At 49.6% G+C, this 12,071-nt stretch carries 12 protein-coding genes; 10 read left to right on the top strand and 2 right to left on the bottom strand.

The window, feature by feature from the left end:
* The first annotated feature begins 647 nt into the window (after positions 1–647).
* Positions 648–1,631 (top strand): hypothetical protein, encoded by a 984-nt coding sequence (locus tag MGMO_RS05255; protein WP_023494005.1) that lies wholly within the window; start codon positions 648–650, stop codon positions 1,629–1,631.
* Between the two features lie 4 nt (positions 1,632–1,635).
* On the opposite strand, the gene MGMO_RS05260 is transcribed toward MGMO_RS05255, so the two are convergent.
* Complete coding sequence (locus MGMO_RS05260) at positions 1,636–1,947, bottom strand: hypothetical protein (RefSeq protein ID WP_036307002.1); 312 nt, start codon at positions 1,945–1,947, stop codon at positions 1,636–1,638.
* Between MGMO_RS05260 and MGMO_RS05265 the strand changes: the two genes are divergently transcribed.
* From MGMO_RS05265 to MGMO_RS05305, 9 genes are all read left to right on the top strand, one after another.
* Positions 1,929–2,357 (top strand): hypothetical protein, encoded by a 429-nt coding sequence (locus MGMO_RS05265; protein WP_023494006.1) that lies wholly within the window; start codon positions 1,929–1,931, stop codon positions 2,355–2,357. The genes MGMO_RS05260 and MGMO_RS05265 overlap by 19 nt on opposite strands.
* Before the next feature lie 149 nt (positions 2,358–2,506).
* Positions 2,507–3,133: a hypothetical protein gene (locus MGMO_RS05270; protein ID WP_023494007.1), complete on the top strand. Its 627-nt coding sequence runs from the start codon at positions 2,507–2,509 to the stop codon at positions 3,131–3,133.
* A gap of 103 nt (positions 3,134–3,236) precedes the next feature.
* Complete coding sequence (locus tag MGMO_RS05275; RefSeq protein ID WP_023494008.1) at positions 3,237–3,461, top strand: DUF4266 domain-containing protein; 225 nt, start codon at positions 3,237–3,239, stop codon at positions 3,459–3,461.
* Positions 3,448–6,144 carry a DUF3570 domain-containing protein gene (locus MGMO_RS05280; RefSeq protein ID WP_235557237.1) on the top strand — a complete coding sequence of 899 codons (2,697 nt, stop codon included), beginning with the start codon at positions 3,448–3,450 and terminating at the stop codon, positions 6,142–6,144. The genes MGMO_RS05275 and MGMO_RS05280 overlap by 14 nt, the downstream gene beginning before the upstream one ends.
* Positions 6,145–6,193: 49 nt before the next feature.
* Positions 6,194–6,598, top strand: a complete 405-nt coding sequence (locus tag MGMO_RS05285) for a hypothetical protein (protein ID WP_023494010.1) — start codon at positions 6,194–6,196, stop codon at positions 6,596–6,598.
* 168 nt (positions 6,599–6,766) lie between these two features.
* Complete coding sequence (locus MGMO_RS05290) at positions 6,767–7,612, top strand: hypothetical protein (protein WP_023494011.1); 846 nt, start codon at positions 6,767–6,769, stop codon at positions 7,610–7,612.
* A 291-nt stretch (positions 7,613–7,903) separates the two neighbouring features.
* Positions 7,904–8,683: a HEAT repeat domain-containing protein gene (locus MGMO_RS05295; protein WP_235557238.1), complete on the top strand. Its 780-nt coding sequence runs from the start codon at positions 7,904–7,906 to the stop codon at positions 8,681–8,683.
* Positions 8,684–8,824: 141 nt separating this feature from the next.
* Positions 8,825–9,745 (top strand): FAD:protein FMN transferase, encoded by a 921-nt coding sequence (locus MGMO_RS05300; RefSeq protein ID WP_036307008.1) that lies wholly within the window; start codon positions 8,825–8,827, stop codon positions 9,743–9,745.
* An 84-nt stretch (positions 9,746–9,829) separates the two neighbouring features.
* Positions 9,830–11,380 (top strand): fused MFS/spermidine synthase, encoded by a 1,551-nt coding sequence (locus tag MGMO_RS05305; protein WP_023494014.1) that lies wholly within the window; start codon positions 9,830–9,832, stop codon positions 11,378–11,380.
* Positions 11,381–11,394: 14 nt separating this feature from the next.
* Here the strand turns inward: MGMO_RS05305 and MGMO_RS05310 are convergent, their stop codons facing one another.
* Positions 11,395–12,069, bottom strand: a complete 675-nt coding sequence (locus MGMO_RS05310; RefSeq protein ID WP_023494015.1) for a YggS family pyridoxal phosphate-dependent enzyme — start codon at positions 12,067–12,069, stop codon at positions 11,395–11,397.
* Positions 12,070–12,071 lie beyond the last annotated feature (2 nt).

A 12,071-nucleotide genomic window follows, 5' to 3' on the forward strand; every position in this document is an offset into this window, starting at 1 on the left:
CCTTGAGCCTGTCGAAAGGCGGTGTGTGCTTCGACAAGGCTCTCCTGAGCTTAGTCGAAGGGCTCAGCACGAACGGTTCAGGCATTAAAAGGCCGAATCTATAAGAATCCTTTGGGCAGGGTTCAATGCTTGAATATCCTCCACACACAGTGGCAGATATTTCCTCAATAACGCATTTCGCTAAAACGCCCTTATTCAACCGGCAAGCCCACCTCAAAAAGTGTGCCATATCACCTACCCGTTGCGGCATATTCGGCACTTTTCCCTGGAAGCCCCAACTGGCGCGGGTTTCAGGGGGTCAAAAAAATTATGCAATTGGGGCATATTCTACACATTTTGCTTAATGTGAAGAAAATGGCGATTTTTTAAGGTGTTTTACGGTCGTTTACTTTAAAAAACCTGTTTTAGAAAACCGCAATATTTCGTTATGCACACGCAGCTATTTAGATAAATAGCAATATATAATCAAATGCTTATATCGATATACTGGAATTTTTGAAGCTCCTCCTCTCACAAATAAAAATCGCCACAAAAGCCCGTATAAATGGCATGAAAAGTGCCTTAACTACGCCGTGACACCTTCGGCTGCCACGTTATAAATGCATTGCTTTTTACAACAAGACCTATGTCCGAGGAGGACTTCAATAATGAAACACACAAAACTAACACTTTGCGCACTTGCGGTAATGTTTGCTGCTGGTCAAGCCTTTGCCCACACGGGTGTACGCGACCAGGTAACCGTAACTGCTACGGCGGGTGCCAACAGTTACAACGGTTTTACCATTACCCACGGTTGTGGTGGCGACAGCGGCGATGCGTATCCAGTTTTAGGTCAATCGGCTGTATTCCCTACGGGTGATCGGGTTGTTTGGCGCGATGCGGCAGGGACTGTTCTCGGAGAAGGCGGTGGTGCAGGAGTCTTCCCGACAATTGTACAAGTACCAGATTTTGACGCTAACGGAAACCCAATCCTAGATGCTAATGGTAACCCGGTAACACATCCAGAAGATAAAGGCCTTAACTTAGGCGTAAACGGCTATGGCAGCGTTTCTTCAGCGTTTACTACAGCACAAGAAATTATTGACCCAAATGCGTTAAGCCCAGGTGTAGTAGAGGGTTTATTCTGGAAAGACGGCGCAATGGAGCCTAAGCTGAACACCATTACGCCATTCAAAGTGGCCGTAACTAAAATCATTGATCCCTCCGTAAAGCAAGTTAATATCCGTATCGGCGTAATCAATTATTGCGACCTTGAGAAAAATGCGGCGAATGATGCTAGAGGCCCCTATAAACAACCTAAAGATGCGTTTGAACGCAAGATTCCGCTGTTGGCATCTTCTGCTGCGCCTGACCAAATCAACGTCAATGGTGCGCCCGTATACGTTTCATTGCCTGCAGGCAACGGCGACAACAACCGCCAAGACTGGTGGTTTGCGGCACCTTACGGCGGTAGTGCGTTATATAACGACCCAGAGCTTATCCAACCAACTTACTGGACAACTTTGACGGTTATCAATTCATCTGCCACGGGCTCAAGAGTGGTATCTGTTGAGCCGACTGGTGCGGCGTTTGACGCCATCTTGACTGGCCCAAACACCCGTCCGTTTACCAAAGGCAATTCAAATCTGTAAGCCATCAGGGCTGATTTTTGTTGGTTAAGCGCAAACAAACCGCCTCAACCAACAGACCAATCCTTTCCATCCAGGGTGTTCCGTGCAATGCGGAACGCCTTGGATTTTTGCGTTTATAGCGCACTTCGGCACCAAGGCTGGAGCCGATAACTGGCCTTACGTTAACGTTTCGATAAGTGCCAGGTAAATCGGGTATGGCGGAGATTGTTTTCGTTTGCCCATGCCGTTGGTTTGGGGATGAAACCACGGCTTTTTTATAACAATCCGTTAGACGACTAACGGCATGAGGAAATAACGATGAAAAAATTAAAAACATTAATGGCTGCCAGTTTGGTCGCGGCAGCAGGTTTTTCCGGCGCAGCATCAGCCCACGACTATTTAGGTACCTTGGGGACAGCGGCGGCGGCAAAAGACATTTGGTATTTTACCTGTCTAAACCCAAACACGGCTAAAGTCCAGCTTCAAGTTAAGCGTCAGGCGGGTACGCCCTGTGTTAAGGCTGCACTATCTTCGCCCGCTTTATCTGCAACCAGTTGCAGTACCACCACCTTTACCACGCTTCAACAAGTGGCAACCGGTTCCGGAAACAAAGTATTTATAGTGAGCAAAAATCCGGCTATAGCGGGTACTCTAAGCTATACCGTCCGGGCGCATTGTATTGACAACACGGGTGTCCATAACCCAGCCGATCAAACAACGCCACAAACTTATTTGCAAAATCAATAAGTCAATGTTGGTTTGATGTGCCATGGCAGCGCCGGCGTTAAGTGTCGGTGCTGTCAAGGACGTTTTGAAAATGTTGAACACACAGGTATCACAAATACGAACAACGCTGAGTTATCAACCGGAATTACTTATTTAACCATGTGAAAACCATGAAATTTGACGACCAAAACAAGCGTTCGCTAATCAGTTTAATAATTGTTTCAACTGTAACTTCAGTTGTAACGACAGTGCTATTATTTGCTTGGATTTTGCCAAACTTTTTCCACAGTGACCCGGTTGGTTGGGGTGCAAATCTCGGTATCAAAGACGCATCGGCGCAAATAGAGCCAAAAGCAGTAAGCTATGAGCTTACATCGACAGCTCAAGCTGCGGATCACGTTGCAGCGCAAGCTAAGCCAACCCCACCTTTTGCTGTTACGCCAGCCGAAGATCCCTTGGCAGAACGCCAGGATACCGTTGCCTTAACCATCCCGCCCAAGCAAAGCCTGGATTATAGGCTGACAATGGAGCGGGATTACGACCTGGATTACACCTGGACGGCGAATGGCAAAACCATTTACGCCGAACTACGCGGCGAAGCCACAGACAGCAAAACGCCCAGCCTTACCTTCGCCAAATTGACCAGCACCAGCGGCAAAGGCTTTTTTATTATCCCGTTCAATGGCCAATTTGGCTGGCATTGGCAGAATAAATCCGACCAGCTTGTGACGATACGCTTGACCACCAAAGGTACATATCAAGTGATCGGGCAGGTTTACGCACCCGCACCAACGTAGCATCAGCGCAATGCCAATGCGCCACTAAAACCGCAAACCACACTTTGTAAAAACAACAGGCCAAGGAAAGGCCATTAAAAAAGAAACAAGAGGTAAAACACGCATGATGATAACAAAACTGACAGCATTAATGCTGTTGCTGATGATGGCGGCAACACTCCCTGCCTGTTCCACGGTACAACCCTGGGAGCGCGGCAATCTTGCAAAACCACAAATGGCTTTAGACCCACATCCGCTACAAAGCAGCTTAAGGGCGCATAACTATGGCAGCCGCGAGGCGGCGGCAGGCGGCAATGCGGGACAAGGAGGTGGTTGTGGCTGTTATTAATAAAAACGATAAGGTTTCATCATTAAAAGCGTTAACCGCGACAGCCTTGTCGTTGCCTGGGATATTGTCGCCAATTGCCCATGCCGCCGACGGTGACGAGGTGGATTTTCAATACAGCCATTACCAGGAAGGGAAAAGGGATATATCGGTTTCTGAAGTCGATGGATCATCTTCTGGGATTTCTGGTACTAAAAGTTTCAACCCCATCGAAGTGGATAGTCTGCATGGCAGCGCACGGGTCAGTTTGACGGATCGGGTGAAGTTTGCCTTTAATTACCTGCAAGATACCTGGGGCGGTGCAACGCCTATGGCAACCGTGCCTTACTTGGCATCGGGAAATCGTGCCATCAAAAACACAGCCGATGCGTTAACAGGTGCCTCGCCTTATGCGATCGCAGGGGCTGGTTTAAAAAATTTGTTTTTGGGTTCACGCTCAAATCGGCTGTTTCAAACCGACCGGGTTGACCCCAACACCGGCCTGCCTGTGTTCAAAAATGACACCAGGCTGACCCATGTGCTGGCGACAGCTTCGCCGGAAACCCGTAAGCAAGGGGACTTCAAGCTGAGTTATGACTGGGACAATGCCGCCGTCAGTGTCGGCGGCGGTATTTCCATAGAAGATGACTACGATTCCCGTTTTGGCAATATCGGCGGACGTTTTGATTTTAACCAAAAACAAACGACCTTAAATGTTGATTTAAGTTATACCAATAGCTACACCCATGCCACGCTAGACCATGATGACTATACGAAGAAAAGTCTTCTGCCATCGCGACAATTAACTGAAATCGTAGGTGAAAGTGGAACAACCATTGAAAAGACAATCATTCATGGCACTCGCCAGGACTGGGCGACTCATTTTGGCCTGACTCAGGTTGTCAACAAGGATGTCTTGCTGGGCGCGGATTTTAGCTATACCCGCAGCACTGGCTACCAAAGCAACCCTTATAAAGGCGTGGCGATAGCCTTTGTCGATAACAACCCGGATTCCAATACCTACGGCGATTTGCCGCCAGGCGTATTTCCCACTCAAATCGCGATGTTTACCGAGCAGCGGCCAGACGTACGCAACCAATATGCTGTGGGTGGGCGTTATGTGCAATATATTAATGCACTCGATGCCGCATTGCATTTTGACTACCGCTTTTCGGCGGATGATTGGGGTATTCAGGCGCATACGTTTGAAGGGGATTGGGTGCAGCCCTTGGGCAGCGGCTGGACGGTTACGCCACGTATCCGTTATTACTCGCAAGATGCGGCTGATTTTTATGCGCCTTTCCTTATTTCGCAACAGCGTTACACATTAGATAGGTTGGTTGACCCGAACAAACTACCCGCCCATTATTCCAGCGACCAACGCTTGTCCGGCTTTGGCACCCTAAGTGGCGGGTTGACGGTAACGAAACAGTTTGCCAAAGGGCTTGCCCTGGAAACCGGCTTTGAGTATTACACCCATCAAGGTGGTTTAAAGCTGGGCGGCGGCGGTGAGTCCGCCTATGCCGATTTTGATTATTGGGTAGCCAATGCCGCGTTAAAGGTCAACCTGAGTGCCTTGGGCAATAGTGGAGCCGGTCATGCCAGTCACGACGGTCATGCGGGGCATCAGCACGGCGCACACGAACCCGCTGGCGTTATGTTTGCCCATACGCTACCGAAAGCGGGCGACTTTATGGTCGGCTATCGTTACATGTGGAATAGCCAGGGCGGTGACATGCTCAATGGCACCAGTCCGGTGAGTGATCAAGCCGTTGTCGACAGGGGATGTACTGAGACCGATACGTTAGGCTGCTTTTTAACGCCGGAGTCCATGTCGATGAGTATGCACATGCTGGATTTGATGTACGCGCCTACGGATTGGTTGACCTTGATGTTGATGCCGCAATTTGTGGATATGCAAATGGGTATGCGGGGGCTGGATGGCGCCCAGAGTATTGATATCATACCGAACAATTTAGGGCATCATATAACTCACCATATACAAAATCCCCATGAAACGGGCGGCATCGGTGATTTGGGGATGTATGCCCTGGTTAAACTTTTTGATAACGGGTTGCACCATGTCCATGCGACCGCTGGCTTAAGCGCACCCACAGGCGATGTCGACCTGCAAATCCGCAGGGCTCATGCTAACGATGGTGGCTATCATGATTACGGTATGCAACTCGGCAGCGGCACCTGGGATTTCAAGCCCAGCCTGACCTACACCGGACAGGTGGATAAGTTCTCTTGGGGCGCACAAGCCAATGGTATTGTGCGGATGGAAGGCAAAAACAAGTCCGGCTATCGCTTGGGCGATATGTTCCAGGGTATGGCCTGGGGCGGCTATAACCTAACCAACTGGTTGACGGCGACAGTACGCGGTGTCTATACCGTGCAAGGTTCGATCAAGGGCCAATATAACGGCTCGTCAGTAGGCCAATTTTTTAATCCCAATAACCCAAAAGAAGAAACTGGTTTTATTAGAGTAAATTCCCAACTTAGATTCGGCCCACAAGACTACCCCAGCAATTATGGCGGTCGGTTTTGGGATGTCGGCTTTGGCTTAAGCGCTGTTGTGCCATCTGGCGATTTGGCCGGCAACCGTTTCAGTGTGGAATGGCTGCAACCCGTTTATACCGATTTCAACGGCTACCAACTGGATCGTGATGGTGCGTTGTCAGCAACCTGGGGTGTGGCTTTCTAAGAGAGCCGAATCCTATCGTTTGAATAGCAATGAATGTTGAGGTTAAGCAATGAACAGCATATTTCCAACTTACCGTTTCGCAAGCGTGCTTGGTCTGTTGCTCGCGTTGATAGGCGTTAGTTTAACAGCGTACGCGCAGGGGGCAGACCCAGTGCAGCAATTAGTAAAAGCCAAAGGGGTGCAAAAAGCCTTGCCATTTTCTTCGCTGTTTCAGGGGCGCGGGGACGGTGTGACGACCTGCCCGGTCACTGGCGAAAAGATCACGAACAAAAAATTCAAGGCCGATATTTTAGGCCGTACGGTCTTGTTTTGTTGTCACGGCTGCCTGAAAGCGGCCAAGCAAACCCCTGGGAAATTTATCAAGGCGACAGTGGCAGAACAGCAAAGCGCCGTTAAGTCTTTCCTTGCACGGGCAACGCAGGCAGCCGATGAAGCAGAGTTTTGTAATGAGTGATGATGGTATTTATTCCTGGCATGGTCAGGTTCAGGCCTGTTGCAATAACCGAGTCAAGTAGGGTGCATTCCATACACCGTATTTGGTGCGTAAAACGCACCCTACATTCTAAAAACAACGCATAAGCTGCATGGCCTATGCACTTATAAATCAGAGGGGATAGTTAAAATGTACCACGCAACAAAATTACCTATAGTCATCAAAACTATAGTGTTATTAACGGGTTTGCTTGCTGCAACAGAAGCTATGGCTGCTACGCCCTTATTTGATAGTAATTGCGCCACTGGTTGCCACGGTGATGGTAATACTGGAACCAATGTTGAGGGTGTCATTACTCCTCCCGTGCAGGATCGCTCACTTACTGGCATTAGAAATTCCATTATAACTGAGCCTTTGCCTGTGCCGGAACACTTTGCTACAAGGTTAATTTATGATTTTGGGGGGTATACAGACCAATTCTTTGTTGACATTGTTGCTGAACTTAACCCGCCTTCAGGTTGCATACCTCCGCAGGAATTGGTCAATGGCATTTGCACGATACCGACAACACCAAGTTGTACCGCACCCCTAGTTTTAGTCAATGGCATTTGCGCCACCCCACCACCACCAGAGTGTGATGACAGCGCCAATACGGCACTTTGTGTCAACCAACTGCACCAATTTGGCAGCTTGGGCAGCGCGGAAACGGCTGCTGACATCTATAAGGCCATCTGCGCTAAACCGGCAGTGGCTATCCGTGCGACCATATCAGGGTTGACTGCGGACACTATGGTGAGTGTCCAGGTATCCAAAGGCGGAGTTTCTACGCCCGTCATCGTGGATGCCACCCCTGGTGACGGTATTGTCAGCGGCAGGCCGGCCCAATTAGCCAAAGGCCCTGGCGTTTATAAGGTAAAGATCAATAAATATAACGCGAATGTGCCTGGCATCGTACAGTACGATGCCGCAATAAGCTGCCTGGATAAGAGAAGTAGGCGGGTAGGTGCCAATGTTGTCATCATGAGGAACCAGTAGCACCGAACGGGCCATTACGATTGGCATTGGGAACAACTTGTCAGGCACTAAAACGGAGCGGCTTTTGTTAAGGCAGTGGTGAGATATTTTATGCTGTTGCATCCGGTTGTCATCCTGCCAAAGCAATATACCTCTGGCCTACGGCGATGAGGATTTGTCGCCGTATTTTTTTGTTATATAAGTCGCCAACTATTTTATAAGCCCATGTATACAAAATTTCCTCTGTTAACGCGTACTTGCCTACTTCGGCATTTGTTGGGCTTAATTATTGTTGGGTTGGCTGGGGCGGGCATGGCTGCACCAGCGGAAAAGCCTATGGCTGAGTTAGTCATCAGCACCAACAAGGGCAGTGAACTACAACTGGAAGTTAGGCAGATACCTATGGCGGAAGTGCTGAAAGCGATTACAGCAAAAACTCAGGTGCCGATCCATTTTTCGGTATTACCTGATGGTTTGGTGACGGCGACGTGTGTGGGTTCAACTTTAAAGCAGGTCTTGGAATGTCTACTGGAAAGAAGGGCTGATTTGGTTGTCCGTTACCCACATATACCCGATAAGTCGGAGAGCAAAGGGCAATTGGCGGAGGCTTGGGTGCTGGGGTCGCGCCAGGACGGTACGGCCTGTTCGCTAACTGGCAATACGCTGCCCGAGCAAAGCCAGCAAGTGTCCGATACGACAGCGAAACCGAATCCTTCCGACACCCTGCTCAAAATGGCGAAATCGAATAATGCTGCCGGACGGGCAGAAGCGATTGGAGCTTTATTGGCGGCTGGCACAAAAGACGACCCTAAAATTCAGGAAATGCTGGAAGATGCAGTCCATGACGAAGACGCCAATGTTCGGGCGCAAGCCCTGTCGACGTTGACGCATTGGAGTAACGATACGGAAAGCATTTCGGTGGCGCTTAGTGAAGCCATCCACGATGGCTCGGCAGATGTCCGCCTGATGGCAGTGGACGGCATTACGGACGATGTTGACCTGCTGCAGCAAGCGGTTAATGACAGTGACGAAGTCGTGCGTACAACGGCTATTACAAAACTAGAATCCCTTATGAAGCAAGCAGCACAGTAAATTGATAGCCCACCATATTATGGCTGTAAGCGGTCGGTAGGCACTGTGTTTATAATGATTAAACTTTAGCTTGATAATTCCACACGGTTTTACGAATTCCACTATCTGAAACTATTCGCTGTTCGACGCTATAATGGCCAGATGCAACAAAACAATCTCAAGTACTTTCGCACTGAGTTCAGGGCAATGGGAACACCGTGTGAAATACAATTATTTGCCCCGACCCAAACAAAAGCGAATAACGCCTTTCTGGCAGTTATCGCAGATGTAGAACGCTTAGAAGCACGGTATTCGCGCTATAAGCCCGATAGTTTTTTATCTGCAATCAATCGGGCGGCGGCTATCGGCGGGACAATTAATGTGGATGACGAAACCGCCAGTCTCTTGGATTATGCGGTCACCTGTCATGAACAAAGCGATGGCCTGTTTGACATTACATCCGGGATTTTGCGACATGCCTGGAAGTTCGATAAAGGGGGGCTGCCAGAACAATCCCTCGTTGATGAATTGCGGGATAAGGTCGGTTGGCATAAGGTTTCCTGGAAACGACCTGTACTGGCTTTTTCCGTGCCGGGTATGGAAATTGATTTCGGCGGCGTGGTTAAGGAATATGCAGTCGATCGTGCCGCTTCTTTATGTTACGGCTTGGGCATAAGGCGTGGCGTTATCAACCTGGGTGGCGACATTAAGGTGATCGGTCCCCGTGATGATGGTAGCCCCTGGCAGGTAGGTATACGCCACCCGCGCAGCAAGGACGCGTTGCTGGATACCGTGCAATTGTACGAAGGGGCTTTAGCCAGCAGTGGGGATTATGAGCGTTGCATCATGGTCGACGGCGTACGTTACGGTCATGTCCTTAACCCTAAAACGGGGTGGCCGGTGCGGCATCTTGCGGCGGTTAGTGTGGTTGCCGATTTTTGTGTGGTGGCTGGCAGCGCATCGACGATTGCTATGCTCAAGGAAGATCGAGGGGTCGAGTGGTTACAGGATTTGGGATTGCCCCATCTTTGGGTGGATGTTCGTGGCGAGAAAGGCGGGTTTTGGATCAAAAAACAACTATAATGTAATCCCCAACTTTTGACCAAAGAACACGGATAAAGTATTTTTAGCGTTAATTATGAATGACAAACAAACAGGGAATTAGCCATGGTCGACACCTCTTCAACTAAGCGCGGCAACGCCGGGCTTTACCTGATTGTATTTCTGACCGGCGCATCGGTGATGGTCATCGAAATGCTTGGTACACGCCTGATCGCGCCATTTTACGGGGCAAGCCTTTATGTGTGGTCGTCCTTGATTTCGGTCACCATGATCGCTTTAGCGGTTGGTTACTTTGTCGGCGGGCAATGGGCGGATCGGGCGCAACGCATCGGGTTGTCGTTGATTATTGCCTTGGCGGCCTTGTTCACCCTGCTCATCCCTTGGGCTACCCGGCCTGTGTTACTGGCGACCGATACGTTGGGGTTGCGCGGCGGGGCATTTGCCAGTGCGTTAGTGTTGTTTTTTCCCAGTTTGACTTTGCTCGGTATGGTGGGCCCGTTTGCGATTAAGTTGGCGACATCTGAATTGGATGGCGTTGGCAGCAGTTCCGGCACTGTTTATGCGGTCAGCACCTTGGGCAGCGTCATAGGTACGTTACTGTTGGGGTTCTTCCTGTTTCCTTGGGTGGGATCGCGGCAAATCCTGGTGAGTTTAAGTTTGATGCTGTTCTTGCTCGCGGTTGTCGTCGCTGTGTTTGAACAAAAACGCTTTGGCAAGACCGTTGCCGTGCTGCCTTGTACGCTGTTAGCGTTAGCCGGATTATGTTTAGTGCCTAAGATTGTCGGCGCTGGCCATATCCCGCCTGATGGACGTTTTAACGTCCTTTCCGAGCGCGAGAGCCTGTACGGCTATGTCCGCGTCATTGAACAGCCTGGCAGGGATTTACGGTTCTTGACTGCCGATGCGTCGATGATAGGCGCGGCCAACATATCCGATGGCACAAACCGCTTGACCTATCAGGATATTGTCGCTTTGATTCCGGCATTAAAGCCAACCATCAAAAAAGCGTTGCTGATAGGCCAGGGGGCAGGTCACATGGCAATGACCTTACGTGATAAGTACGGCATAGTCACCGATACCTTGGAGATTGATCCTGCCGTAGCCGATGCCGCCAGCAATTATTTCGGCTATAAGCCGACTGGAAAACAGGTCATAGGCGATGCCCGCTATGAAATTCGGCATTTGACCGGGTCGTATGATTTGATTATTCACGATTGTTTTACGGGTGGCTCCGAGCCGTCTCACCTATTGACTGTGGAAACCCTGGGGCAACTTAAGGGCTTATTGGCTTCCCAAGGCATCTTGGCACTCAATTTTGTCGCCTTCGGGCAGGGCGAAGGCCAACAGGCGTTAGCTTCGGTTGCTAGGACTGTAGCGCAAGTGTTTCCGAACCAATCCCTGTTTGTTTCCGAGCCTGGCGAAGATTTCAATGACTATATCTTCCTGGCGAGTAGCCAGCCGATTGACCTGGCTACCCCTCCGCTCACTACCGGACAAGCCGACTGGCTTAACCAGCGCAAATTCACGGTCGACGCCAGTAACGGCATTGTCCTGACCGATAATCTTAATCCCCTGGAACATTTGCAAACTCGAAAATCTGAACACTATCGCCATGTTTTAGTCGATTGGTTTGGGAATGATTTGTTGGTGCGTTAAATTTCATGAGTCTTCTAATGTCGTTCACCAAATAGAGCCGTGCCTATCCTCACTATCGTAGCGCCTTCGCTGATGGCGGCTTTCAGGTCATTTGTCATGCCGAAGGAGAAAGTATCCAGCTCTGGCCGTTTTAGCGCAGTTACAGCTCGAAAAAGTGCCTTATAAGGCAAGCGTTGTTGTTCGTAATCTTCTTCCGGCGCAGGAATTGCCATGACACCGCGTAACTTTAATCGGGGAAATTCGGCTATTGCCCCGGACAGTTCCGCTAATTCGTCGGTTGCAATACCGGATTTCGTCAGTTCCTCACTGACATTAATTTGCAGGCAGATATTCAGGGGCGGCAAATTATCCGGCCTTTGTTCGTTTAAGCGCTTAGCAATCTTTAGGCCGTCAACGCTGTGTACCCAGCTGAAATGTTGGGCGATCAACTTGGTTTTGTTGGATTGGATAGGGCCTATAAAATGCCATGTTATGTCGTAAGCACCCAGGGCTTGTTGTTTTAGCAACGCTTCTTGGCAATAATTTTCCCCAAAATGACGCAGACCAGCCTGATAAGCGATGGCAATATCGGTTGCAGGCCTGGTTTTGCTTACTGCCAGCAGTAAGACAGTTTGCGGATTGCGGTGGCACGTGTTGCAATACGTTTCAATTTGGTTTCGGATGGCTTTTATTTTTTCGGGGATATTCATTG

Origin of the sequence: Methyloglobulus morosus KoM1 (assembly GCF_000496735.2) — a bacterium.
Lineage (GTDB): Bacteria > Pseudomonadota > Gammaproteobacteria > Methylococcales > Methylomonadaceae > Methyloglobulus > Methyloglobulus morosus.

Excerpts from the sequence above, each read along its gene's own strand:
- MGMO_RS05300 (WP_036307008.1), top strand. The coding sequence starts at position 8,825 with ATGCAACAAAACAATCTCAAGTACTTTCGCACTGAGTTCAGGGCAATG.
- MGMO_RS05275 (WP_023494008.1), top strand. The coding sequence starts at position 3,237 with ATGATGATAACAAAACTGACAGCATTAATGCTGTTGCTGATGATGGCG.
- MGMO_RS05310 (WP_023494015.1), bottom strand. The coding sequence starts at position 12,069 with ATGAATATCCCCGAAAAAATAAAAGCCATCCGAAACCAAATTGAAACG.
- MGMO_RS05255 (WP_023494005.1), top strand. The coding sequence starts at position 648 with ATGAAACACACAAAACTAACACTTTGCGCACTTGCGGTAATGTTTGCT.
- MGMO_RS05260 (WP_036307002.1), bottom strand. The coding sequence starts at position 1,947 with ATGTTTTTAATTTTTTCATCGTTATTTCCTCATGCCGTTAGTCGTCTA.
- MGMO_RS05285 (WP_023494010.1), top strand. The coding sequence starts at position 6,194 with ATGAACAGCATATTTCCAACTTACCGTTTCGCAAGCGTGCTTGGTCTG.
- MGMO_RS05265 (WP_023494006.1), top strand. The coding sequence starts at position 1,929 with ATGAAAAAATTAAAAACATTAATGGCTGCCAGTTTGGTCGCGGCAGCA.
- MGMO_RS05295 (WP_235557238.1), top strand. The coding sequence starts at position 7,904 with ATGGCTGCACCAGCGGAAAAGCCTATGGCTGAGTTAGTCATCAGCACC.
- MGMO_RS05305 (WP_023494014.1), top strand. The coding sequence starts at position 9,830 with ATGGTCGACACCTCTTCAACTAAGCGCGGCAACGCCGGGCTTTACCTG.
- MGMO_RS05270 (WP_023494007.1), top strand. The coding sequence starts at position 2,507 with ATGAAATTTGACGACCAAAACAAGCGTTCGCTAATCAGTTTAATAATT.
- MGMO_RS05290 (WP_023494011.1), top strand. The coding sequence starts at position 6,767 with ATGTACCACGCAACAAAATTACCTATAGTCATCAAAACTATAGTGTTA.